This is a genomic window from Enterobacter cloacae complex sp. P47BA (assembly GCF_014930485.1).
Taxonomy (GTDB): domain Bacteria; phylum Pseudomonadota; class Gammaproteobacteria; order Enterobacterales; family Enterobacteriaceae; genus Enterobacter; species Enterobacter bugandensis.
This window is the reverse complement of the sequence record NZ_JADBRF010000007.1, coordinates 91,777-115,673: the sequence shown is the minus strand read 5'-3', so window position 1 is coordinate 115,673 and position 23,897 is coordinate 91,777. Positions and strand designations below refer to the sequence as shown.

26 protein-coding genes and 1 tRNA gene are annotated in these 23,897 nt (G+C 54.4%); 18 read left to right on the top strand and 9 right to left on the bottom strand.

Translation table 11 applies throughout. The features are described 5' to 3' along the window. Window positions 1–260: 260 nt before the first annotated feature. The 5 genes from IM299_RS09470 to IM299_RS09450 all read left to right on the top strand — a co-directional run bounded on the left by IM299_RS09470 (window position 261) and on the right by IM299_RS09450 (window position 5,372). A complete protein-coding gene (locus tag IM299_RS09470; RefSeq protein WP_193357419.1) occupies window positions 261–1,397 on the top strand; it encodes a D-alanyl-lipoteichoic acid biosynthesis protein DltD in 1,137 nt (378 codons plus the stop codon). Between the two features lie 128 nt (window positions 1,398–1,525). Then, a complete protein-coding gene (locus IM299_RS09465; protein ID WP_041910592.1) occupies window positions 1,526–2,644 on the top strand; it encodes an MBOAT family O-acyltransferase in 1,119 nt (372 codons plus the stop codon). Next, window positions 2,641–4,074 (top strand): AMP-binding protein, encoded by a 1,434-nt coding sequence (locus IM299_RS09460; RefSeq protein ID WP_193357379.1) that lies wholly within the window; start codon window positions 2,641–2,643, stop codon window positions 4,072–4,074. Before IM299_RS09465 ends, IM299_RS09460 begins: the two co-directional genes overlap by 4 nt. Before the next feature lie 17 nt (window positions 4,075–4,091). After that, on the top strand, window positions 4,092–4,310 hold the full coding sequence (locus IM299_RS09455; RefSeq protein WP_028012621.1) for an acyl carrier protein: 219 nt from the start codon (window positions 4,092–4,094) through the stop codon (window positions 4,308–4,310). Between the two features lie 225 nt (window positions 4,311–4,535). Continuing rightward, the gene (locus IM299_RS09450; RefSeq protein WP_193357378.1) at window positions 4,536–5,372 is read left to right on the top strand and encodes an alpha/beta fold hydrolase; all 837 of its coding nucleotides are present in this window, start codon (window positions 4,536–4,538) and stop codon (window positions 5,370–5,372) included. A gap of 67 nt (window positions 5,373–5,439) precedes the next feature. Here the strand turns inward: IM299_RS09450 and IM299_RS09445 are convergent. Then, a tRNA-Ser gene (locus tag IM299_RS09445) sits at window positions 5,440–5,527 on the bottom strand. 144 nt (window positions 5,528–5,671) lie between these two features. Then, window positions 5,672–7,300: an ABC transporter substrate-binding protein gene (locus IM299_RS09440; RefSeq protein ID WP_028012619.1), complete on the bottom strand. Its 1,629-nt coding sequence runs from the start codon at window positions 7,298–7,300 to the stop codon at window positions 5,672–5,674. Window positions 7,301–7,569: 269 nt separating this feature from the next. Here IM299_RS09440 and yccA point away from each other — a divergent pair, with 269 nt between their 5' ends. Continuing rightward, complete coding sequence (yccA, locus tag IM299_RS09435) at window positions 7,570–8,229, top strand: FtsH protease modulator YccA (protein ID WP_013097244.1); 660 nt, start codon at window positions 7,570–7,572, stop codon at window positions 8,227–8,229. A gap of 49 nt (window positions 8,230–8,278) precedes the next feature. On the opposite strand, the gene IM299_RS09430 is transcribed toward yccA, so the two are convergent. Continuing rightward, on the bottom strand, window positions 8,279–8,458 hold the full coding sequence (locus IM299_RS09430) for a hypothetical protein (RefSeq protein ID WP_041910596.1): 180 nt from the start codon (window positions 8,456–8,458) through the stop codon (window positions 8,279–8,281). Window positions 8,459–8,482: 24 nt separating this feature from the next. On the opposite strand from IM299_RS09430, the gene IM299_RS09425 reads away from it, so the two are divergent. Continuing rightward, window positions 8,483–8,626 carry a LuxR C-terminal-related transcriptional regulator gene (locus tag IM299_RS09425; RefSeq protein WP_223239634.1) on the top strand — a complete coding sequence of 48 codons (144 nt, stop codon included), beginning with the start codon at window positions 8,483–8,485 and terminating at the stop codon, window positions 8,624–8,626. Between the two features lie 69 nt (window positions 8,627–8,695). Then, a complete protein-coding gene (gene tusE, locus IM299_RS09420) occupies window positions 8,696–9,025 on the top strand; it encodes a sulfurtransferase TusE (RefSeq protein ID WP_028012611.1) in 330 nt (109 codons plus the stop codon). Here tusE and yccX read toward each other — a convergent pair. After that, window positions 9,022–9,303, bottom strand: coding sequence for an acylphosphatase (yccX, locus tag IM299_RS09415; RefSeq protein ID WP_048999181.1), 282 nt, complete (start codon window positions 9,301–9,303; stop codon window positions 9,022–9,024). The two genes, tusE and yccX, sit on opposite strands and share 4 nt — an antisense overlap. Before the next feature lie 92 nt (window positions 9,304–9,395). Between yccX and rlmI the strand changes: the two genes are divergently transcribed. Both rlmI and hspQ read left to right on the top strand, forming a co-directional pair. After that, a complete protein-coding gene (rlmI, locus tag IM299_RS09410) occupies window positions 9,396–10,586 on the top strand; it encodes a 23S rRNA (cytosine(1962)-C(5))-methyltransferase RlmI (protein ID WP_048958382.1) in 1,191 nt (396 codons plus the stop codon). A 60-nt stretch (window positions 10,587–10,646) separates the two neighbouring features. Beyond that, the gene (gene hspQ, locus IM299_RS09405) at window positions 10,647–10,964 is read left to right on the top strand and encodes a heat shock protein HspQ (protein ID WP_008499919.1); all 318 of its coding nucleotides are present in this window, start codon (window positions 10,647–10,649) and stop codon (window positions 10,962–10,964) included. 37 nt (window positions 10,965–11,001) lie between these two features. On the opposite strand, the gene IM299_RS09400 is transcribed toward hspQ, so the two are convergent. Further along, a complete protein-coding gene (locus IM299_RS09400) occupies window positions 11,002–11,415 on the bottom strand; it encodes a CoA-binding protein (protein WP_028012609.1) in 414 nt (137 codons plus the stop codon). Window positions 11,416–11,588: 173 nt separating this feature from the next. Here IM299_RS09400 and IM299_RS09395 point away from each other — a divergent pair, with 173 nt between their 5' ends. After that, on the top strand, window positions 11,589–12,251 hold the full coding sequence (locus tag IM299_RS09395) for a DUF2057 family protein (protein WP_041910599.1): 663 nt from the start codon (window positions 11,589–11,591) through the stop codon (window positions 12,249–12,251). An 80-nt stretch (window positions 12,252–12,331) separates the two neighbouring features. Beyond that, window positions 12,332–12,790, top strand: coding sequence for a methylglyoxal synthase (gene mgsA / locus IM299_RS09390; RefSeq protein ID WP_193357377.1), 459 nt, complete (start codon window positions 12,332–12,334; stop codon window positions 12,788–12,790). 57 nt (window positions 12,791–12,847) lie between these two features. Here the strand turns inward: mgsA and helD are convergent, their stop codons facing one another. Continuing rightward, the gene (gene helD, locus IM299_RS09385; RefSeq protein WP_193357376.1) at window positions 12,848–14,902 is read right to left on the bottom strand and encodes a DNA helicase IV; all 2,055 of its coding nucleotides are present in this window, start codon (window positions 14,900–14,902) and stop codon (window positions 12,848–12,850) included. 123 nt (window positions 14,903–15,025) lie between these two features. Between helD and IM299_RS09380 the strand changes: the two genes are divergently transcribed. Beyond that, complete coding sequence (locus tag IM299_RS09380) at window positions 15,026–15,472, top strand: YccF domain-containing protein (RefSeq protein WP_041910601.1); 447 nt, start codon at window positions 15,026–15,028, stop codon at window positions 15,470–15,472. Between the two features lie 19 nt (window positions 15,473–15,491). Beyond that, window positions 15,492–17,654, top strand: a complete 2,163-nt coding sequence (gene yccS, locus IM299_RS09375; protein WP_041910602.1) for a YccS family putative transporter — start codon at window positions 15,492–15,494, stop codon at window positions 17,652–17,654. Here yccS and IM299_RS09370 read toward each other — a convergent pair. Beyond that, window positions 17,611–18,237 (bottom strand): TfoX/Sxy family DNA transformation protein, encoded by a 627-nt coding sequence (locus IM299_RS09370; RefSeq protein ID WP_041910603.1) that lies wholly within the window; start codon window positions 18,235–18,237, stop codon window positions 17,611–17,613. The two genes, yccS and IM299_RS09370, sit on opposite strands and share 44 nt — an antisense overlap. A gap of 217 nt (window positions 18,238–18,454) precedes the next feature. Here IM299_RS09370 and sulA point away from each other — a divergent pair, with 217 nt between their 5' ends. Together sulA and ompA are read left to right on the top strand one after the other, a co-directional pair. Beyond that, the gene (sulA, locus tag IM299_RS09365) at window positions 18,455–18,964 is read left to right on the top strand and encodes an SOS-induced cell division inhibitor SulA (protein ID WP_041910604.1); all 510 of its coding nucleotides are present in this window, start codon (window positions 18,455–18,457) and stop codon (window positions 18,962–18,964) included. Window positions 18,965–19,318: 354 nt separating this feature from the next. Further along, complete coding sequence (ompA, locus tag IM299_RS09360; protein WP_108780329.1) at window positions 19,319–20,374, top strand: porin OmpA; 1,056 nt, start codon at window positions 19,319–19,321, stop codon at window positions 20,372–20,374. A gap of 63 nt (window positions 20,375–20,437) precedes the next feature. Here ompA and matP read toward each other — a convergent pair whose 3' ends face one another. Beyond that, the gene (gene matP, locus IM299_RS09355; protein ID WP_023332611.1) at window positions 20,438–20,890 is read right to left on the bottom strand and encodes a macrodomain Ter protein MatP; all 453 of its coding nucleotides are present in this window, start codon (window positions 20,888–20,890) and stop codon (window positions 20,438–20,440) included. A 185-nt stretch (window positions 20,891–21,075) separates the two neighbouring features. On the opposite strand from matP, the gene IM299_RS09350 reads away from it, so the two are divergent. Together IM299_RS09350 and fabA are read left to right on the top strand one after the other, a co-directional pair. Beyond that, complete coding sequence (locus tag IM299_RS09350) at window positions 21,076–22,836, top strand: Lon protease family protein (RefSeq protein ID WP_048958376.1); 1,761 nt, start codon at window positions 21,076–21,078, stop codon at window positions 22,834–22,836. A gap of 68 nt (window positions 22,837–22,904) precedes the next feature. Beyond that, complete coding sequence (gene fabA / locus IM299_RS09345; protein ID WP_000227926.1) at window positions 22,905–23,423, top strand: bifunctional 3-hydroxydecanoyl-ACP dehydratase/trans-2-decenoyl-ACP isomerase; 519 nt, start codon at window positions 22,905–22,907, stop codon at window positions 23,421–23,423. Window positions 23,424–23,494: 71 nt separating this feature from the next. On the opposite strand, the gene rmf is transcribed toward fabA, so the two are convergent. Then, window positions 23,495–23,662, bottom strand: coding sequence for a ribosome modulation factor (rmf, locus tag IM299_RS09340; protein ID WP_013097261.1), 168 nt, complete (start codon window positions 23,660–23,662; stop codon window positions 23,495–23,497). Window positions 23,663–23,897: the final 235 nt, after the last annotated feature.

Genomic DNA, 23,897 nt, shown 5'->3' with positions numbered 1-23,897 from the left:
AACATCTATTAGCGCCTTGTAAAGCAGGAATTTTTCTATTTTTGCCTGCAGGCGTTTGACTGCGCAAAAAGTCACCCGGACGCTTTCCTGCCCTCCCCCCTTCCCCCCTTGTACATACCGTTACACAGCAACGCTCATCCTTTTAAATCACCGTGGTATAGAATGCAAAAAAAATAGACGGCCATGTGTTTTGTAATGGTAATAAATCCGGGTGATGCGGGTTTTAACGCATTACTGTCATAGCGCCTTACTGGTTGATGATGAAAATCAAAAATACGTTTTGCTTACATATCCTGATGGCCGTTTTGGCCATTTTAGTCCTGAGTTTTCACCCGCTGGTGACAAGCTTTGATCCGCCGCTTAAATTCCAGCCGTTGATCAAGTCCATGGCAGGGACGACAAAAGAACAGGCGGAAAAAATAGCCACAATTTCCCATGCTTTAGAAGGGAATGCTATTTTCTTCCTTGGTGCGTCTGAGGTCGCCACCTCAGAAGAGGAACATTACGCCGTATTTAATTATTTTAATAAGCAATTGCACCAGCCCGTCGTGGCCTATGGCGATGCGTTTGTCGATGACGAAACGCAATTTTTACTTATCTCGCGTTTTAAAGATAGCCTTAACGCAAACAGCAAAGTGGTGCTGCTTCTGGCGCCTGACGGCTTTTATTCAAAAGGCCTGCCGCCCGCTATCTATGCGGATAATTTTCCGGGCTCGATTTTTAATCCCCTGATGAAGGATCCGCAGGCGCGCCCGTTCCTGGTTAATTACCTGAAGCATATTGATGCGAAAGAGATAAGCCATTTAACCTTCGGGCAAATGCGTGTGTATGGCTGGCATCCGGCGCTGATGTGGGACGAGCTGAGTTTTCAGTTTGCAAACTTCTGCACCCTGATTAAAAACGACTGGCTGTCGCTGCTCAACATCAGGCCACAGACGGCGCAGCCCTGGCCTCAGCAGCCAACCGCCCGTCTTTCCCCTGACTGGGATAAAGCGCTGGCGAATGCCCGCGAGTTGAATAAAAAGCGCCATCAGAGCGCGGCCACGCTGTGGATGGACAAAACGATTTACGACGAGGACGGTAAGCCGCAGCAGTGGGATGACACGCCGGTGGTGCCGGCGCAGTTCGCCGCGTTCAGGAAAACCGTTCAGCTTTTGAAAGCGCATCACGTGCAGGTGATAGCTATCGTCGACCCGGTTAACCCCTGGGCGCTTTACAATACCGACACCTTCCGCCCGTTCGATAAGCAGATTCAAACCATTCTGAAAGAGAACCAGATCCCGTATTTGGATATGTACGCCATGCCGTATCAGAACGGCTGGAACTGGGATCGTCTGCACCCTACCGAACTGGCCTGGGTGCCAATGCTTCGCTTTATTGCACAGAGTTTTAAATAATGAAAATCGCGATCCGTCTTTTTTGCCTTTATTTACTGCTGGCGATCACCGTCGTTGCATGGACCGCTGTCGATGACAGCATGAGTATGCAGCTGCATTTTGAATATCAAAAATTCTGAGGCGAAATGATGTACAGCTCAGGAATGTTTTTTGTCTGTTTATTTTCATCCGCGCTGGTGTTTGCGATGGTTAATCGTGTTTTACGCCACCGTCTGACCTGGCTAGTTTCCTTATCCGTGGTGACAGCATTAGGCTGGGGTTATATTTTTCAGGGCAATTACAGTGTTCCCGTGGCCGTCTTTTGCTGGTTTTATCTTGTCGCCACGTTAAAAGAAAAAGGCAGATTAAAAACCTGGCAGGCGGTCGTTTTAACGCTGCTGCCCCTGGTTCTGGTGAAATTACATTTTAATTATCACCTCGGCACAATCGGTCTCTCTTTTATGACCTTCCGCGCTGTGGATGTACTGCTGTATCGCAGTAAAAAAGAGGGCCAGAATTTCCTGCACTATTTCTGCTATCTCTTTATGCCCTTTATTATTCTGGCCGGCCCGATGTATCGCTGGCGAACATGGATGAGCGATGTGAATAAGCCGGCATTTGTCCTGAACCGCGAACAGTTTTTAACGGCGCTGGAGCAAATTATTACCGGCATCATTCAGAAGTTCCTGTTTGCCATGCTGATCGATTCGCTCGTCGTGCAGCCCTGGAGCCATAAGCCGTTTACCCTGACCGTGGGCGTGGTGATGTCGATTGCCTACAGCGCCTATCTGTACTTCGATTTTGCGGGCTACAGCAATATGGCCATCGGCGCGGGTCGGCTGTTTGGGCTGAATATTCCGGCAAACTTCAACATGCCGCTCCTTGCAAAGAACCCGCAGGATTTCTGGCGCCGCTTCCACATCAGCCTGTCCGAATGGCTGCGCGACGTGGTCTTTATGCCCGTCTATATGAACCTGATGAAGTTTAACTTTTTCCGCCAGAACAAAACGCTGGCGCAAAATATCGGTATTTTTTGCACCCTGTTCTGCATGGGGGCGTGGAATGGCCTGGAACGCCATTACGTCATCAGCGGCGCGCTGTTTGGCGCGATTTCCGTCGCGCACAACATGCTGCTGTGGTCAGCCAAACGCAGCCCAACGTTACACCGCGGATTGCAGTATCCGGCCGTTGCGTTTTTGGGACGAATTCTGACGCTGGGAAGCGCCGCAGGATCCCTTTACATCTTCAGTGGAATGTCACCTCTATGAAAAATCACTCCGATCTTCAGGAACTGCAGGATTTCTTGCGTGCGGCACTGCGCGATCCCGCCTCCCCGCAGCAGCTGGCCATCAGCGGAAGCGACGAAACCTTAAGCTGGCTCCAGCTTTCTTCTGCCGTGACGAACTGGGCAGAGCGTTATCGACGCTGCCAGCCCGCAGACGGTACGCCGATCGTGCTGTACGGCCATCAGCAGGCCGAGTTCGCCGTGGCAATCTATAGCTGCCTGCTGCACAACATTCCGTACATCCCGGTGGACTGCATCTACCCGCAGGAGCGGCTTCGCGAGATCTGCAACCTAACCGGCGCCCCTTACTACTACGACGTGGCGACGCGGCAGTTCATCGCCACCGGCGAGGCGGGCAAGGTGCTGGAGGAGCAGGATCTGGCCTATATCATGTTTACCTCAGGCAGCACCGGAAAACCGAAAGGCGTGCAGATTGGACGTGAAAGCGTATGGCACTTCATGAAGTGGGTCAGCCAGGACTTTTCGCTGCCGGAAAAACCGGTGCTGATGAACCACGCGGTGTTCAGCTTTGACCTCTCCCTGATCCCTCTGCTGGCGAACCTGGCGATGGGAGGCCACATCGTGCTGAATGCCAAAGAGGATATCCAGAAAGAGAACTGGCTCGAGCGACTGCAAAGCAACGCGGTCTCCGCCTGGGTTTCCACCCCCTCTTTTGCCTACCAGCAACTGCTTTCTCCGCACTTTAACAGCGAGTATTTGCCTGCACTCAGCGTCTTTATCTTCATTGGTGAAGTGCTCAATAAAGCGCTGGTGAAACAGCTCCGCCGCCGTTTCCCGCAGGCCAAAATCATCAACTCCTATGGCCCAACGGAAGCGACCATTGCGACAACCGTGGTTGAGATCACGGATGAGATCCTTAACAGCGACAGCGCGGTGCTGCCGGTGGGCGTGATGATGCCGGACAGCAGAATGGAGATTTCCGCCGAGGGCGAGCTGATTATCTGGGGCAAAAACGTCATGCGCGGCTATTTAGGCCTGCCGCAGGAGAACGCGGCAAAACTGCTGCGTCGGGAAAATGATACGTTCCGCGGCTACCGGACCGGCGATCTGGGTTATGAAGACGGGCTCATCTACTGCCAGGGCCGCAACGACAGCCAGGTCAAGCTGAATGGCTACCGCATCGAGATCGGCGAGATTGAAAACCGCCTGCTGGCCATGTCCGGCATCAGCGAAGCGGTGGTGATGCCGCTGATGAAACCCTGCGGCAGCGTGCTGCGCATCGCCGCGTTCTGCGTGACGGAGCTGGCACCGGAGGCGATCAAAACCTCGCTGGCAAACGTGGTGCCCCACTACATGGTGCCTTCACAAATTATCGTAAAAGACGCTTTGCCGCTAAATCCTAACGGCAAAATTGACCGCAAGCTGCTGGACGCTTACGCCCGCACACATTAATTATCCCAGGAAAAATGATGGAACACGATATTCTCGCCCTGTTTGAAAAAGTGTTATCCCGCAAGGTTGGCTTTCACGATGAGCTGATTGAATCCGACATTCTCGACTCCATTCTGGCAGTCGACATGGTGCTGGAGGTGCAGGACGTTTACGGCTGTATGATCCCGCCTACCGACGTGGCGACGGTGCTGAAAACCCCGGCCGATCTCGCCCGTTATATTGAAGAGAACCGTTAACGCCCCCTCCTCTGATGGCTCTGGGACTCACTCCAGAGCCCATCATTCGCTTTCCCCTTCTGGATACCATTCACACGAATGAAACCCACCGGTTTTACTATTTCTCCTACACTTTAGGGGTACTGTCGGTACGGGAAACAAAACAAGCCAACATCATGAAGACAATAATGGTTCGCTCTGCGCTCAGCCAGCGATCGTTGCGTCTTTAACAGAGGAGTCTGCGGTATGGCATTCGTAACAACGAAAGACGGCGTCAATATTTACTACAAAGACTGGGGTCCGAAAGAGGCTCAGCCCATTGTTTTCCATCACGGCTGGCCATTGAGTGCCGATGACTGGGATAACCAGATGCTCTTCTTCCTTGCGGAAGGCTATCGCGTTATCGCTATCGATCGTCGTGGTCACGGGCGTTCGGACCAGGTCAGCGAAGGGCACGATATGGATCATTATGCGGCTGACGCGTCGGCCGTGGTTGAAAGCCTGGATCTGCACAATGCGGTGCACGTCGGCCACTCTACCGGCGGTGGCCAGGTGGCCCGCTATGTTGCGAAGTACGGCCAGCCGCAGGGGCGCGTTGCCAAAGCGGTGCTCGTGAGCGCCGTTCCACCGTTGATGGTGAAAACAGAAAGCAACCCTGGCGGGACACCTGTAGAGGTTTTCGACGGCTTCCGTAAAGCGCTGGCCGCGAATCGCGCCCAGTTTTACCTCGACGTCGCCAGCGGTCCTTTTTATGGGTTTAACCGGGCGGGGGCCGAGGTTTCACAGGGCACCATTCAGAACTGGTGGCGTCAGGGCATGATCGGCAGCGCCAGAGCCCACTATGAGGGAATTAAGGCGTTTTCAGAAACCGATCAGACAGAGGATTTGAAAACCATTACGGTTCCCGTTCTGGTGATGCAGGGGGATGACGATCAGGTCGTGCCTTATAAGAATGCCGCCCTTCTGCAGGACCAACTGCTGGCGAATAGCGTGCTGAAAATCTATCCGGGCTTCCCGCACGGGATGCATACCACCCACGCGGATACCATTAACGCGGATATTCTGGCCTTTATCCGCTCATAGACGTCAGGTTTACAGATACGCGCAAAAAGAAAAACCCCAGCTTAACGAGTAAGCTGGGGTTTATATCTGGCGGAAGCGCAGAGATTCGAACTCTGGAACCCTTTCGGGTCGCCGGTTTTCAAGACCGGTGCCTTCAACCGCTCGGCCACACTTCCTGAGTGAGGCGAACTATAAACACCTCACCGCATGCTGTAAAGAGTGGCTGCAATCGTTCGCTTTAAAATTAGCCAAAATGTGCTTAATCGGTTGAACTGACAACACATCGGCGATTTTCTCAGCATAAAATTCAGCCCTCTCGCTTAGTGCTTTTTGATGTACATATCTTTTGTGAAATAGTACCCCAGCTTATCCGGCGTAAAGCCACCCACCCACGGTTTCACCAGGTGCGTACGGACGTAGTGATAAACCGGAATGGCAGGCACATCACGCCCAAGCAGATCCTCTGCCTGCTGGTAGAACTTACCCCGCTCTGCCGGCGTTTTGGCCTTTGCGGCGTTGATCAAGGCTTGATCGTAGTCCGGGTTGCTGTACTGGCTGGTGTTTTCACTGTCGCCGGTACGGAAGTTGTTCAGGAAGGTCGCCGCGTCGTCGTAGTCGGCAATCCAGGCGTAGCGCACCGCGTCAAAGTTGTGGGTGTGCATGGTATCCAGCATGGTTTTCCACTCCTGATTTTGCAGCTTCGCGTCTACGCCGAGGTTTTTCTTCCACATAGAGCTGGCCGCAATTGCGATGCGCTGGTGCGATTCAGAGGTGTTATAGAGCAGGTTGAAGCTCAGAGGATGGCTTTCGTTATACCCGGCCTCGTTGAGCAGTTTTTTCGCCTCAGCAATACGCTTGTCCAGCGGCCAGCTGGCGTAATCCGGATTCTGCAGCTTGACCCCGCCGATGTCCGGCTGGCTAATCAGCCACGCCGGGCGCTGCCCCTGCCCCATCACCTTCTCAGCGATGATGTCTTTATCCAGCGCCATGTTCAGCGCCTTGCGCACGCGGGCATCGTTGAACGGCGGACGGGTGGTGTTGAATTCGTAATAATAGGTCGCCAGCTGCGGGGAGACGTCCAGCTGGCTGCCCAGCGTTTTCTTCAGCTGAGCAAACTGGTTAATGGGTACCGTATACACAATATCAATTTCGCCCGCTTTATAGCGGTTCACATCCGAGGCCTCGGAGGTGATCGGCAGATAGGTGACTTTGTTAATAACGGTATGCGCATTATCCCAGTAGCGCGGGTTACGCTCCGCCACAATGCGTTCGTTGACCACCCACTGGGACAGCTTATACGCTCCGCTGCTGACGAAATGCTCCGGTTTGGTCCACTTTTCACCGAAGCGGCCAATCAGCACTTTATCCACCGGCACCAGCGACGGGTGCGCCAGCATCGCCAGGAACGCCGCGTTGGGCTGGGTGAGCGTCACTTCCAGCGTGGTGTCGTTAATTGCTTTTACGCCCAGCGTGTCGGGGGATTTTTTCCCCTGAGCGATATCGGCCGCGTTGACGATATGCATGTTGCCGGGATAGCTGGCGTACGGTGAAACGGTTTTTGGATCAACCAGGCGCTGCCAGCTCCAGACCACATCCTCTGCGGTAATGGCCGTCCCGTCGCTCCAGGTGATGCCCGGACGTAAGTGGAACGTCCAGACGGTGTTGTCCTTGTTCTCCCATTTTTCAGCCAGCCGGGGTTGGATTTCCCCTGACGGGGAGACGCTCACCAGCCCTTCGAATAAATCGCTGATAATATTGAATTCGACATCGCTTTCGACTTTGTGCGGGTCGAGCGAAGCCGGTTCGCTGCCATTGTTTCTGACCAGTTCCTGTTTTTCGGCCAGCGCTGTTCCTGCCGGCACGTTAGCCGCCCAGGTCGCCGTGCTGGCGCACAGGATCCCGGCGGTGAGTAAAGAGAGCGTAAAGCGCGTGCGTGTTTGTGGTTTCATTTCCTTCGCCTTATTGTCTGTTTTATGACGATCCGGAGATAACTCTTAGCGCCCGAAAGGCAATAACGCAATATTTTTCAGTAACCTATAAGAGGTTGATCTGGTAAATACTTTTAAACCGCCGTTCATACTGGTTACACATGCTTTTGCAGAAGAAACGACCACCTTCAGCGCTAACGTGCTGAGTAAAGATGGGTAAAACCACTTTGAGACTGGCGCGCCGTTTCCTATTCTTTCCGTTAATTACATCTGTCATAAGAGAGTGACTCATGGATCGTATAATTACTTCCTCACGCGACCGCACATCGCTACTCAGCACCCACAAGGTGCTGCGCAATACCTATTTCATGCTCAGCCTGACGCTGGCGTTTTCGGCGATCACCGCTACCGCCAGCACCGTGCTGATGCTGCCGTCTCCGGGCCTGATCCTGACGCTGGTGGGGATGTACGGTCTGATGTTCCTGACCTACAAAACTGCTGATAAACCGGTCGGTATTCTTTCCGCGTTCGCCTTCACCGGCTTCCTGGGGTATATCCTGGGGCCGATCCTGAACGCGTACCTGTCTGCCGGTATGGGTGACGTGATTGGCATGGCGCTGGGCGGTACCGCGCTGGTGTTCTTCTGCTGCTCGGCCTACGTGCTTACCACGCGCAAGGATATGTCCTTCCTCGGCGGTATGCTGATGGCGGGTATCGTAGTGGTGCTGATTGGTATGGTGGCAAACATCTTCCTGCAGCTACCTGCTCTGCACCTGGCGATTAGCGCGGTGTTTATCCTGCTGTCATCCGGCGCGATCCTGTATGAAACCAGCAACATTATTCACGGCGGTGAGACCAACTACATCCGCGCGACCGTGAGCCTGTATGTGTCGCTGTACAACATCTTCGTCAGCCTGTTGAGCATCCTGGGCTTCGCCAGCCGCGATTAAGCAGACCTGCTGAAACAAAAAGGAGAATGCCTGAGGCATTCTCCTTTTTTTATGCCCTGGTCACCGCGGCAAATATAGGTGGGATAGAGCCGGTCCCGTCCCGATGAAAATAGAACTGAGCCACGGTATTGACCTGGACCTCATTCGCTTTTCCCTCGTTGCGCGTAAAGTTAAATTCCGTACTGCAGGCCAGCGCACCGCCTGCGGCGAACAGAAGTCTCATTTTCATTTTTCTGCTCCGCTTTTGTAGCGAATGGCTTTGCACAGGCTGGTGAACGGACAATCGGTACGGCATGTCGCGCATATGACGCAGATGAGTGAAAAACAGGTGTCGACGTATAAATGCAACGCGCTGAAAAAGCTTAATGCCAACAATCTGCTCCAGCTTCTTCTGTAGGTCGAGGTTTCTCACGCCGCCCCTTATTTGCTAGACTAGGGGCGGTTTTTACTTTATCGACAGAGCACTATGTTCATTTTTGCAGGCCAGGAAATTGAGACCGATAGCGAAGGCTATCTGAAAGACACCACGCTATGGAGCGAGCCGCTGGCGGAGAAAATCGCCGAAAACGAAGGTATCGCCCTCTCCCCCGAACACTGGGAGGTGGTCCGTTTTGTGCGCGAGTTTTATCTCGAGTTCAACACCTCTCCGGCGATCCGCATGCTGGTTAAAGCGATGGCCAACAAATTTGGCGAAGAAAAAGGCAACAGCCGCTATCTGTATCGCCTGTTCCCGAAGGGCCCGGCAAAACAGGCCACCAAAATTGCCGGCCTGCCTAAACCGGTGAAGTGTATTTAATACCGAATACCGAAGTTCACATATTCCCTGCCGGGTTGATGCGGTTCCGTTAAGACCTTATCAACCCGGGCGCTGCGCGGCCCGCCTGCTTTCAGCCACGCCATCAGTTTTTCAACCTGCTCCGCGTCGCCGCAGGCGACCACCTCAACGCTGCCGTCGTCCATATTTCGCGCGTATCCCGTTAGCCCAAGCGTCATCGCTTCGCGCTGGGTGCTGTAGCGGAACCCGACGCCCTGAACAAGGCCGTGGACCCAGGCAATGGTGCAGACTTTTGACATCTTCCTTCTCCTTATCCGTCTGGCGCGTTGCATTTCCCCAGCGAACTCGGGAAAATGGCGGCCATTTTCTTGAATCGACAGAACAGCAAATTATGAGTGTACGTTTAGTGTTAGCCAAAGGGCGTGAGAAGTCATTACTGCGCCGTCATCCCTGGGTCTTTTCCGGCGCGGTTGCCCGTATGGAAGGCAAAGCCAGCCTCGGTGAAACCATTGATATCGTTGACCATCAGGGGAAATGGTTAGCGCGAGGCGCTTACTCGCCAGCGTCTCAGATCCGCGCGCGCGTCTGGACCTTCGATAAAAACGAAACTATCGACATCGACTTCTTCGTCCGCCGCCTGCAGCAGGCGCAACAGTGGCGTGACTGGCTGGCAAAACGCGACGGGCTGGACAGCTATCGCCTGATTGCCGGTGAGTCCGACGGCCTGCCGGGCGTGACCATCGATCGCTTCGGCAACTTCCTGGTGCTGCAGCTCCTCAGCGCAGGGGCGGAATACCAGCGTGCCGCGCTGATTAGCGCCCTGCAAACCCTGTTCCCACAGTGCGCTATTTACGACCGCAGCGACGTGGCGGTGCGCAAAAAAGAGGGCATGGAGCTGACGCAGGGCCCGGTCACGGGTGAGCTGCCGCCTGCCCTGCTGCCGATTGAAGAGCACGGTATGAAGCTGCTGGTGGATATTCAGGGCGGGCACAAAACGGGTTACTACCTTGACCAGCGCGACAGCCGCCTGGCTACGCGTCAGTACGTTGCCGACAAACGCGTGCTGAACTGCTTCTCCTACACCGGCGGTTTTGCCGTTTCGGCGCTGATGGGCGGCTGTGCCCAGGTGGTCAGCGTGGATACCTCGCAGGAAGCGCTGGACGTGGCAAAACAGAACGTCGAACTGAACAAACTGGACTTGAGCAAAGCCGAATTTATACGCGACGACGTCTTCAAGCTGCTGCGTAAATATCGCGATCGGGGCGAGAAGTTCGACGTCATCGTGATGGATCCGCCAAAGTTTGTGGAAAACAAAAGCCAGCTGATGGGAGCCTGCCGTGGGTATAAGGATATCAACATGCTGGCCATCCAGCTGCTGAATCCGGGTGGGGTGCTGCTCACCTTCTCCTGCTCCGGGCTGATGACCACCGATTTATTCCAAAAAATCATCGCCGATGCCGCAATAGATGCTGGTCGTGATGTACAATTTATAGAGCAGTTCCGTCAGGCAGCCGATCACCCCGTGATTGCTACCTACCCGGAAGGACTGTATCTGAAAGGGTTTGCCTGTCGCGTCATGTAACTTGAAAAGAGAAATATTGCCCGCACTTAATGTGTAAGTCGTATTTCCCGGGAGGTGACTATGATTGCCAGCAAATTCGGTATCGGCCAGCAGGTCCGCCACACTTTGCTTGGGTATTTGGGTGTGGTCGTGGATATCGACCCGGAGTATTCCCTTGATGAACCGTCAGCGGACGAACTGGCGGTGAACGCAGAGCTTCGCGCTGCACCCTGGTACCATGTGGTGATGGAAGGTGACGACGGACAACCCGTACATACCTACCTTGCCGAAGCGCAGCTAAGTAGCGAGCTGCAGGAAGAGCATCCGGAACAACCCACGATGGATGAACTTGCTCAGACTATCCGCAAACAGTTACAGGCTCCGCGCCTGCGGAACTAAGCGTGTAAAAAAAGCCCGATGAACGGGCTTTTTTTTATTACTTCGCCAGCCCCAGACGGGGGATATCGATTGCCGGACAGCGATCCATAACCACCTTCAATCCCGCATCCCGCGCCAGCACGGCAGCCTGCTCGTTAATCACGCCCAGCTGCATCCACAGCGTTTTCGCCCCGACGGCAATCGCGTCCTGCGCCACTTCCCACGCCGCCTCGGAATTACGGAAGACATCGACCATATCAATTTTTTCCGGCACGTCAGCGAGCGTGGCATAACCCTGCTGGCCCAGTAAGGTTTTCCCCGCCACTTTTGGCGACACCGGGATGACGTGATAGCCCTGATCGAGAAGGTATTTCATCACCCGATAGCTGGGACGGTCGGGTTTATCGCTCGCGCCCACCAGCGCAATGGTACGCGTGGATGTCAGAATCTCGGCAATATCGTTCTCTTTCATGGTTTTTCTCCTGGCTTTTTTAAAAGTGTACGCCAAAGCGCACATCTCAACCATCCATCCCATACAGATGTATGAGGGCAAAACGGCAAAATATGTCTATATGTTAGTAAACGTGATTATCGAAAGATTTAGATACATTAATGCGGCGACAGTATCTCTGACGGGAGCCTTCTATGAAAACCGGTTTTGCCACTGCTCTGATTGCGTTAGCGATGCCGGTTTGCGTTTTTGCCACCACGCTTCGGCTCTCTGGCGACATTGATCTTCTGGTTTTGGACGGGAAAAAGGTTTCCAGCTCGTTATTGCGCGGGGCTGACAGCATTGAGTTAGATAACGGGCCGCATCAGCTGGTGTTCCGGGTCGAAAAAGCGATCGGCCTGACTAACCATGAGCAGCGGATGTACATCTCTCCGCCGCTGATTGTCAGCTTTAATACCCGGCAAATCAGCCAGGTGAACATTACCCTGCCTCGCCTTGAAACGGAGAAGGAATCAGCTGCCTTCGACGCCTCGCCACGCGTTGAGCTGCTGGACGGGAATGCAATGCCGATCCCGGTCAAGCTGGATATTCTGGCGTTGACCAGCGCCACAAAAAGCCCGGACTACGAGGCCGCAACGCAGGTCTATAACAAAGCCGGCAAACGCGCCTCCCTTCCGCAGTTTGCCACCATGATGGCGGACGACAGTACGCTGCTATCCGGCGTCTCGGAACTGGACGTCATTCCGCCCCAGTCCCAGAGCCTGACGGAACAGCGCCTTAAATTCTGGTTCCAGCAGGCCGATCCCGACACGCGGGCCCGGTTTTTACAGTGGGCAAAGCAACAACCTTCATCATAAGCCACATTTTTTACGCCTTTCTCTTGCAGCGTCAGACGGTTCCCGTCATCGTGTAGTCAGTTAACCTGATGGATATGATTATGGAACTGACAACACGCACGCTGCCTGAACGCAAACACATTGCGCTGGTGGCGCACGATCACTGTAAACAAATGCTGCTTAACTGGGTTCGCCGCCATCAGCCGCTGCTGGAAAAGCATGCCCTCTCGGCGACCGGCACTACCGGTAACCTGATCCAGCGCAAAACGGGTCTGGAGGTGAATGCGATGCTGAGCGGCCCGATGGGCGGCGATCAGCAGGTCGGGGCACAGATTTCCGAAGGGAAAATTGATGTGCTGATCTTCTTCTGGGATCCGCTGAATGCGGTTCCGCACGATCCGGATGTCAAAGCGCTGCTGCGTCTGGCAACGGTGTGGAATATTCCGGTGGCGACGAACCTGTCGACGGCGGATTTCATCATTGAATCACCGCAGTTTAACTCGCCGGTTGAGATCCTTATTCCGGACTATCAGCGCTATCTTTCTGAGAGACTGAAGTAGCTTTTTTTGCCGGGTGGCGGCTACGTCTACCCGGCCTGGAAATCTTGCCTGACGCCGTTATGGCTTCCGCGCCACCGGCACATCAATACTCTTCAATATATCGACAAACACGGATGGCTCCTCTTTATTGAACAGCAGCCACACGCGATGACGCGCGCGGGTGATGGCCACGTACAGCAAACGCCGTTCTTCGGCATCCGGGAAGTCTTCCGGCACCGGCAGCAGGGCCTCTTCCATGACCGACTCGCGGGCCGGAGCCGGGAATCCGTCGCTGCCCTCCTTCAGCCCCACCACAATCACATAATCGGCCTGCTGCCCTTTGCTGGCGTGAATGGTCATAAATTCAAGCTGCAGTTTCGGCCAGCGGGTAGCGGCTTTTTCCAGCGCAGCAGGCTTAAGGTGATGATAACGCGCCAGCACCAGGATACGTTCATCGGGTTTCGCATAGCCGCTGAGCTTGTCCAGCAGCGGCTCCAGCTGGTCATCCGCCAGCAGGGTGACCGCTTTTTTATCCCCTGCCCGCAGGCTGTTTAGCGGCTTGGCCAGCTGGTGCGGGTTCTGCTGGATAAAGCGGTTGGCGATCTCACCAATCCGTGAATTGAAGCGGTATGTCGTGTCCAGATCGCTGCGGTCGCCTTCGCCAAAATAGTGGTGGAACGCGGTCGTCAGTGAAAGCTGCGCCCCGCTGAAGCGGTAGATGGCCTGCCAGTCGTCCCCCACTGCGAACAGCGAGGTATGTTTATTTTGCGCCCGCAGCGCCGAGAGCAGTGCCGCACGCTGGGGTGAGATATCCTGGAACTCATCCACCAGAATATGCTTCCACGGGCTGACAAAGCGCCCCTTCTCCAGAATGACGATCGCCTGATGGATAAGACCGGAGAAATCAACGGCATTTTCCTCTTTCAGCGCGGTTTTCCAGGCTTTCAATAGCGGAGCCATCAGCTTGACCCGTTTTGAAAACAGATCGCGGATCGCCTCCGGCGCGCTTTCAATCATCTCTGCCTGCGAGCCGCCGTGCATCCGCATCAGGCTGACCCAGCGGTCAAGACGCGAGCCGAGCCGACGCGCCAGTTTTTCATCCTGCCAGAAGCTGCCCTCCGGCACCTCCCAGTTGAGTTCCTCTTCCAGCCATTGACGCCACCCTTTCGCCTGCGCCTTTTTCTCACTGCACTGCTGACGCCACGTTTTAATAAACAACGCCTGTCGCGCCTGCGCGTCGTTTTCCAGTTTACTGATGGCAGGCACTTTTTTACTGCCCTGCTGAATGATATGCAGCGCGAGGGCATGGAAGGTTCTGGCGGTAATATCCCGGGTGTGCAGCCGTTCCTGGATGCGTTCGTCCATCTCCTGTGCTGCCTTACGGCCAAAAGCCAGAAGCAGGATCTGATCGGCAACGGCCTCCCCGGTGGTGAGAAGCCAGCCCGCACGCGCCACCAGCACCGACGTTTTACCGCTTCCGGCCCCCGCCAGCACCAGCAGCGACTGCTCGCCGTTCACCACCGCGCGCGCCTGAGCAGGGTTGAGCGGTGAAGACTCCACCGTACTGAAAAAGTCGGCGTATTGGGTGAGCATGGCGTCCGTCCAGGCCTGATTATGCGCCAGCCGGCTTTTATCCATATCGTTCAGCCAGGCCTGGCACTGACGCCAGGCATCGCGACAATTGTCGAACTCATCAAGACGCGTCACGGAGAGCGGCAGCGCCGAAAGTGCATGTCGAATCTTTTGCTGCAGACCGGCGGTCTGCTGGCGCGTCAGCCACGTTTGCTGCGCGTTGCTTTGCGCGATATCGTCCAGCACCTGCTGCAGCACCTGAGCGGCAATCACGCTCATGTCGTGGCTCCACTGCTGCCAGAGCGCGTTCAGGTGATGGTGGAAACGCTGGGTTTCCGCCCACTCGGTACCGTGAAGGCGCACGACTTTGTCGTCAGGCAGAACGAACTCGAGCTCTCCCCACACCAGCCCGCGCTTGCAGTGAATAGCCAGAAGCTGATTAAACGGAATAAGGTATTCGTGGCGTTCTCCGGAGACTTTAACCCCGGCGTTGAGCAGAACAACTCTGTCATAGGGGTGTTGTGCCAGGCGTTTGCCTAAAGAAGTTGCTTTCAGTTCCATGTCCCGCCAAATCCACGAAGAGATAATTTACCTGACAGTTTAACTGCCAGTTTTAAGGTGCTCCAGCCTAAAAAAACGTTACAATCATTGGGCGTTAATTTTATCGAAAGGAAGTGAGGGTTTATGCGTACCGTTCTGAATGTGTTGAATTTTGTGCTGGGCGGTTTTGCCACCACCCTTTCCTGGCTTTTTGCCACGCTGGTGAGCATCGTCCTGATCTTCACCCTTCCCCTGACCCGTTCCTGCTGGGAAATCACGAAACTCTCGTTCATCCCCTACGGTAATGAAGCTATCCACGTTAACGAGCTGAACCCGGAGAGCAAGAGCGCCCTGATGAATACGGGGGGAACTTTGCTGAACATTCTGTGGCTGATTTTCTTCGGCTGGTGGCTGTGCATCATGCATATTTTTGCCGGTATTGCGCAGTGCATCTCAATAATTGGTATTCCGGTCGGGCTCGCGAACTTTAAAATCGCCGCCATCGCCCTTTGGCCCGTCGGGCGTAGGGTGGTTCCGGTCGAAGTGGCCCAGGCGGCGCGTGAAGCGAACGCACGTCGTCGTTTTCAGTAAATAAGGACTGGCCGCGTTTATGCTAAGTCCACTGCTTCGCCGTTATACCTGGAACAGCGCCTGGCTCTACAACGTCAGGATATTTATCGCGCTTTGCGGCACGGCTGCCCTGCCGTGGTGGCTGAATGATGTCAAGCTCACCATCCCCCTCACGCTGGGGGTGGTGGCCGGAGCGCTGGCGGATCTGGACGATCGCCTGGCCGGGCGTTTGCGGAATCTGGTCATTACGCTCGTCTGTTTTTTTATCGCCTCCGCGTCCGTTGAGTTACTTTTCCCCTGGCCGTGGCTGTTTGCCCTGGGCCTTACACTCTCCACCAGCGGGTTTATTTTGCTGGGCGGTCTGGGGCAACGCTATGCCACTATCGCCTTTGGGGCCCTGCTGATCGCCATCTACACCATGCTGGGCGTTTCCCTGTACGACCAGTGGTATCAGCAGCCTGTGCTGCTGCTGTTGGGCGCCATCTGGTATAACCTGCTGACGTTAACCGGCCACCTAATCTTCCCGGTTCGTCCTCTGCAGGATAACCTTGCCCGCAGCTATGAGCAGCTAGCCCATTATCTGGAACTGAAATCCCGGCTGTTCGACCCGGATATTGAGGAAGAAAGCCAGGCGCCGCTTTACGATCTGGCGCTGGCAAACGGCCAGCTGGTCGCCACCCTTAACCAGACGAAAGCCTCGCTGCTTACCCGTCTGCGCGGGGATCGCGGCCAGCGCGGCACGCGCAGAACCTTGCACTACTATTTTGCCGCTCAGGACATTCATGAGCGCGCCAGCTCCTCACACGTTCAGTATGCCGCCCTGCGCGAGAAGTTCCGCTACAGCGACGTCATGTTCCGCTTTCAGCGCCTGCTGTCCATGCAGTCACAGGCATGCCAGCAGCTCGCGCGCTCCATTCTTTTGCGCACGCCCTATCAGCACGACTCCCGCTTCGAACGCGTGTTTAGCCATCTTGATGCGGCGCTCGACCGCGTGCAGGCCAGCGGAACGTCACCGGAACAGATCAAAGCGCTGGGTTTTCTGCTCAACAACCTGCGGGCGATTGATGCTCAGTTGGCGACGATTGAGTCCGAGCAGGCGATGGCACTGCCGGGCAGCGAGGTGGATAACCAGCTTGCAGATGACAGCGTGCACAGCGTGAGCGATATGTGGCTAAGGCTGAGCCGCAACTTCACGCCGGAGTCGGCGCTGTTTCGTCACGCGGTGCGAATGTCCCTGGTCTTATGCGTGGGGTATGCTTTTATCCAGATAACCGGTTTGCACCACGGCTACTGGATCCTGCTGACCAGCCTGTTTGTCTGTCAGCCGAACTATAACGCCACCCGACACCGCCTGGCATTGCGTATTATCGGCACCCTGGTCGGCGTCGCGATCGGCCTTCCGGTGCTCTATTTCGTGCCGTCCATTGAAGGACAGCTGATCCTGATCGTGATCACCGGCGTGTTGTTCTTCGCGTTTCGCAACGTGCAGTACGCCCATGCCACAATGTTCATTACGCTGCTGGTTCTGCTCTGCTTTAACCTGCTGGGTGAAGGGTTCGAGGTCGCCCTGCCCCGCGTACTCGATACCCTGATTGGCTGCGCTATCGCCTGGGCCGCCGTCAGCTTTATCTGGCCAGACTGGCGTTTCCGTAATCTACCGCGCGTGTTAGACAGGGCTATGAACGCCAACTGCCGATACCTGGACGCCATCCTTGAGCAGTATCATCAGGGCCGCGATAACCGCCTGGCTTACCGGATAGCGCGCCGCGATGCGCACAACAGCGATGCGGAACTGGCCTCGGTGGTATCTAACATGTCAACGGAGCCTCGCGCCACGGCCGAGATTCGTGAGACGGCTTTCCGGCTGCTCTGCCTGAACCATACCTTCACCAGCTATATTTCCACGCTGGGCGCCCATCGCGAAAAACTCACCAACCCGGGCATCCTCAACCTGCTGGATGACGCGGTCTGTTATGTCGATGATGCACTGCATCACCGGCCAGCCGATGAACCGCGCGTGAGACAGGCGCTGGATGAACTTACCCAACGTATTGCGCATCTTGAGCCTGGAAACGACAGCAAAGCGCCTCTGGTGTTACAGCAGATTGGCCTGCTTATCGCCCTGCTGCCAGAAATTTGCCGGCTGCAACAGCAAATCGCTACCTGGAGGAGTGATTCTCCAGTGGCTCAGGCAGCGCATTAAACCACTCCGTCAACTCCCGGCGAATGCCGGCCGGGAGTGCCGCCTCATGCAGCCCCTCGATCGCCCCTTCCAGCGCGAATAGCACTTTGATACTCAGCGCTTTATTTTTCGCCCGCATCTTCAGCCAGCTCTCCCTTGCGCCAAGCGCCCGCAGTGTTTCTTCGTTGGTGATGCCCGCTTCAAAGAGCAGCACTTCCAGCTGAAAGGTCAGGTTTGGCAGGTCCTTAAGTCGATTGCGCTGATGCCGCTGGTAACGCTCTTTTCTTGCCGCATTAAGTGCGAAAGTGGAGAGCTGAAGCAGACGCTCCCTGTCCTGCCATAGCCCGTCATCCACCCGGTAATAGTTGAGAAGCACCGGACGGCCCCGCTTCATCAGGGTCAAAAAAGACGCGGCATTTTTCACACAGTATTTCGCACTTTCTTCACAGGCGCGGAGGTAGAGCTCACCTTCTGACACCATGGCAAAAACCGCATCATCCACTGCCAGGGTATAGCCGCCGAACAGCGCGCGATGATGAATTTCACCCAGTGGTGAAAGGTATTCCTGGGATTTATAAATCCGTTCATAAGATATCTTTTTCATGATATTTCCCTTCAAAATCATAAAGTAACAACGAAATTTCTTACTAGCGGATCCGTTAGCAGGAAAATAGGCAACTTAGCGTCGTTGAGCAAGATGATTTTTCGAAGGACATCAACATTGAATGAATTTTGCGAGTCGCTTTCCGAAAATGAGGTTGATCTTTATGCATACAGGGGTTACTGTATATCCATACAGTAACTACAGGGCTGGAATGAATATGTATACTTCAGGCTATGCAAATCGCTCAACTTCTCTCTCCTCTACCGCGGGCACTGTCGCGCAGAACACCGTTGGGGGTGCTTCGACGGGGCTTATTAGTGAAGTGGTTTACCGTGAAGACCAGCCTCTGTTGACCCAACTCCTGCTGCTTCCGTTATTACAGCAGCTTGGTCAGCAATCACGCTGGCAGCTCTGGCTGACGCCGCAACAAAAACTGAGCCGCCAATGGGTGCAGTCTGCAGGCCTGCCGCTGGCAAAGGTTATGCAGATCAACCAGCTTTCTCCCTGCGATACCGTCGAATCGATGATTCGCGCGCTACGCACCGGAAATTACAGCGTGGTGATCGGGTGGTTACCGGAAGAATTGACGGAAGAGGAACATTTTCGTCTGACCGAAGCGGCTGAAGAAGGGAATGCGATCGGGTTTATCATGCGCCCGGTTCGTCCAGATTCTTATCGCAGAGGACAACTTTCTGGGCTAAAAATTCACTCAAATTTGTATCATTGAGTGAAATTAAGATTTTTCCTGGAATTTTTTTTGACCGCAGGATGCGGTTTTAGTTCCCGGCCTCAAAATTGCGGCAAGGCTTGTCTGGTGCGGTTCTCCTTAATTTTATTGCACAAAATTCGTTCTAAAAATGTTAAATAATAGGTATACGGAACTTTTTTTTTCATATGCCTGACAGACTTCACACTTGTAAGTTTTCAGCTACGTTGTAGACTTTACATCGCCAGGGGTGCTCGGCCTAAGCCGAAGATATCGGTAGATTTATATTTGACCACGCCCCCCGGTGAAGGATTTAACCGTGATTCTCTCTTGAGACCTTCATGGCGAATTTTGGATGATAACGAGGCGCAAAAAATGAAAAAGACAGCTATCGCGATTGCAGTGGCACTGGCTGGCTTCGCTACCGTAGCGCAGGCCGCTCCGAAAGATAATACCTGGTATGCAGGTGGTAAACTGGGCTGGTCTCAGTTCCATGACACTGGCTGGTACAACAGCAGCCTGAACAACGATGGCCCTACTCACGAGAGCCAGCTTGGTGCAGGTGCGTTCGGTGGCTATCAGGTTAACCCGTATGTTGGCTTTGAAATGGGTTACGACTGGTTAGGTCGTATGCCATACAAAGGCGACACCATCAATGGCGCTTTCAAAGCTCAGGGCGTTCAGCTGACCGCTAAACTGGGTTACCCAGTAACTGACGATCTGGACGTGTACACCCGTCTGGGCGGCATGGTATGGCGTGCAGACTCCAGCAACAACATCGCTGGCGACGACCATGACACTGGCGTTTCCCCAGTATTCGCTGGTGGCGTTGAGTGGGCTATGACCCGTGACATCGCTACCCGTCTGGAATACCAGTGGGTTAACAACATCGGTGACGGTGCTACCGTTGGCGTTCGTCCAGACAACGGCATGCTGAGCGTAGGTGTTTCCTACCGTTTCGGCCAGCAGGAAGATGCAGCACCAGTTGTTGCTCCAGCGCCGGCTCCAGCTCCAGAAGTACAGACCAAACACTTCACTCTGAAGTCTGACGTTCTGTTCAACTTCAACAAAGCGACCCTGAAACCAGAAGGTCAGCAGGCACTGGATCAGCTGTACACCCAGCTGAGCAACCTGGATCCTAAAGACGGTTCTGTAGTGGTTCTGGGCTTCACCGACCGCATCGGTTCTGACGCTTACAACCAGAAACTGTCTGAGAAACGTGCTCAGTCTGTTGTTGATTACCTGATCTCTAAAGGTATCCCAGCTAACAAGATCTCCCCACGTGGTATGGGCGAATCTAACCCAGTTACTGGCAACACCTGTGACAACGTTAAAGCTCGCGCTGCACTGATCGACTGCCTGGCACCAGATCGTCGCGTAGAGATCGAAGTTAAAGGCGTTAAAGACGTTGTAACTCAGCCAGCGGCATAAGTTATCGTCTTATAAAAAAACCCCGCCATGCGGGGTTTTTTATTGTCTGAAGAAAACTAAAATCTATTTTTTGCCCAACAACGCCTGAAGGTCGTTTTTCAGCGACGACATCTGGTTGGCGTACTTCTCTTTATGTTCGGCATCCTCAATCAACTGCACGATGGTTTCCGACAGGGTCTTACCACGCCGTTGTGCCAGCCCGGCCAGACGCTGCCAGACCACGAACTCCAGGTCGATGGATTTTTTCCGGGTATGCTGATGCTCAGCATTAAAATGCCGTTTACGTCGCGCGCGGATAGTTTGCTTCATCCGGTTTAACAACGCAGGATTAATGTGCTTCTCAATCCAGCCATTGACCTGTACCGGTTCATTTTCGAGGGTCAGCAAAATATCCACGGCTTCTTGCGCAGCGCTGGCTTCGATGTAGCAGGTGATCAGCTCCCCTTCACGGTGCTTTTTGACCAGGTACTTCCATTTCCAGCCGCTTTCGAGATTTTCCAGTTGTTGATATTTCATTGCGATCTCAGTGTTACCACGTAACTCTGTTCAGAATATCAGTTTTTTAGCAATCTGCTGAAAAGAAATCATATCCTGTGAGTGACTGCAGCCAATCCGCCTGCTGAAACACCAATCCTGCTTGGGTAGAGCCCCCCGCTTACGGTATACTCCACGCTTTTACATCTGACTAAAAAACATCAACTTTGACCATTACGAAACTAGCATGGCGTGACCTTGTTCCGGATGCCGAGAGCTATCAGGAACTGTTTGCACAGCCCGATCTCGCAAAAGAACACGAATTCATCCTTAGCGATACGCAACCACGCTTACATTATGCGCTGGAGCAGACGTTAAGCCCGTGGGCGACATCGCCCTTCATGCTGCTGAAAGCCCCGGAAGAAGCGGAATATCTGTCGCTGCTTGGGGATGCCACGCGCCAGCTGCGGCCAGACACCACCGCGGTATTTGGCGGCCAGTATCGTATCGCGGGGCATAATATTACCTTCGGACCGGCGGACCAGGCCGACGGTCGTTTTGCTACTAACGGCGAGGTAATTACCGCTAATTGGGTCGAGGCTGAACAGCTGTTTGGCTGTCTGCGCCAGTTTAACGGCGAGCTTTCCCTGCAGCCGGGGCTGGTGCATCGTGCAAACGGCGGCGTGCTCATCATCTCTCTGCGCACTTTGCTCTCGCAGCCGCTGCTGTGGATGCGTCTGAAAACCGTTGTGACCCAACAGCGCTTTGACTGGGTCGGTTACGACGAGTCTCGTCCTCTTCCTGTCTCCGTGCCGTCAATGCCGCTGTCGCTGACCGTCGTGCTGACGGGTGACCGCGAATCGCTGGCGGACTTCCAGGAGATGGAGCCGGAACTGGCCGAGCAGGCAGTTTACAGCGAATACGAAGACAACATTCAGATTGCCGATGCGGACGACATGGCGCAGTGGTGTCAGTGGGTGATGGCCGTGGCGGAACGTTTTGCATTGCCAGCGCCTGCCGCCGACGCGTGGCCGGGTTTAATCCGCGAAGCCGTTCGCTATACCGGTGACCAGGAAACCTTGCCTCTCTGCCCGCTCTGGATCGGCAAGCAGCTGCGTGAAGTGGGTACGATCAGCGGTAACGGTGCGTTTACTGGCGAACAGCTCACGCAGATGCTGGCGCAGCGAGAGTGGCGCGAAGGTTACCTTGCTGATCGCATGCAGGATGAAATTCTGCTGGAACAAATTCTGGTCGAGACAGAAGGCGAACGCGTTGGGCAGATCAACGCCCTCTCGGTGATCGAGTTTCCTGGCCATCCGCGCGCGTTCGGTGAACCCTCGCGAATCAGCTGTGTTGTGCATATTGGCGACGGCGAGTTTACCGATATTGAACGCAAGGCCGAACTGGGCGGCAACATTCACGCCAAAGGCATGATGATCATGCAGGCATTTTTGATGTCTGAACTGCAGCTTGAGCAGCAAATCCCCTTCTCCGCCTCGCTGACGTTTGAGCAGTCCTACAGCGAAGTGGATGGCGATAGTGCCTCAATGGCGGAGCTGTGCGCCTTAATCAGCGCCCTGGCGGACGTGCCGATCAACCAGAACATTGCTATTACCGGTTCGGTCGATCAATTTGGTCGTGCTCAGCCCGTTGGCGGTCTGAACGAAAAAATCGAAGGCTTCTTCTCTGTCTGTCAGCAGCGCGGTTTAAACGGCAAACAGGGTGTGATTATTCCGGCGCCTAACGTACGCCATCTCAGCCTGTGCCAGGATATTCTGGACGCGGTTGAACAGGAACAATTCGCCATCTGGGCCATCGAAGGGATTGAGGATGCACTACCCTTACTGACAAACCTGGTTTGGGATGGCGAAGGTCAGACAACTTTGATGCAGACTATCCAGGAGCGCATTGCTCAGGCGACGCAGCAGGATGCTCGCCATCGTTATCCATGGCCGTTACGCTGGCTGGGCTGGTTCAGTTCGAACTGATCGGACTTGTTCAGCGTACACGTGTTAGCTATCCTGCGTCCTTCACTAAAATAAGGCTTACTGAGAACATGGTAGATAAACGCGAATCCTATACAAAAGAAGATCTTCTTGCCTCTGGTCGCGGAGAACTGTTTGGCGCGAAAGGCCCACAGTTACCGGCCCCGAACATGCTGATGATGGACCGTGTCGTGAAAATGACCGAAACCGGCGGCAACTTCGATAAGGGTTACGTAGAAGCAGAACTCGATATCAACCCGGACCTGTGGTTCTTCGGTTGCCACTTTATTGGCGATCCGGTAATGCCTGGCTGCCTGGGCCTGGATGCCATGTGGCAGCTGGTTGGCTTCTATCTGGGCTGGCTGGGTGGTGAAGGTAAAGGCCGCGCGCTGGGCGTGGGCGAAGTGAAATTCACTGGTCAGGTTCTGCCTACGGCGAAGAAAGTCACCTATCGTATTCACTTCAAGCGCATCGTTAACCGTCGCCTGATTATGGGCCTGGCGGATGGCGAAGTGCTGGTAGACGGTCGTCTGATCTATACCGCGAACGACCTGAAAGTGGGTCTGTTCCAGGACACTTCCGCGTTCTGATATCGCTTTAAGCGACCCCGGAAAGGCGAAACCTCCGCAGTGCGGAGGTTTCTTTTTTTAAAGAGACGTTATCAGGCTATAAGTGCCCTGTCGCCGATGGCTTCTCGCCAGCCTCCAAGCCATTGTGACCTTTGATTTATCGTCTGATAAGGACACATTTCTTTCGAACGTCCAGCGATGCCGGCCTGATAACCACGTTGATGAGCCCGTTCCAGGCGATCTCGTTTCTGTCTCTTCATGCCTCGTTTCCCTCATTCTTTTGTCTGGTGGAAAGAAAACAGTGTCCGCGCCAGATGCGCAGGCACAGATAACGAATACCCCGAATTAGTCCCAGCGTCAATGTTCAAAATTCATACGGGTGTCATATTTGTGAGCTAGCCAGAAGATCATTTGTACAAAAATTGTGACCCGGCACAAGTAACAACCTGACGCAAAAACGAAAAAAAAACCGCAATCAGCACCAGGCCGATTGCG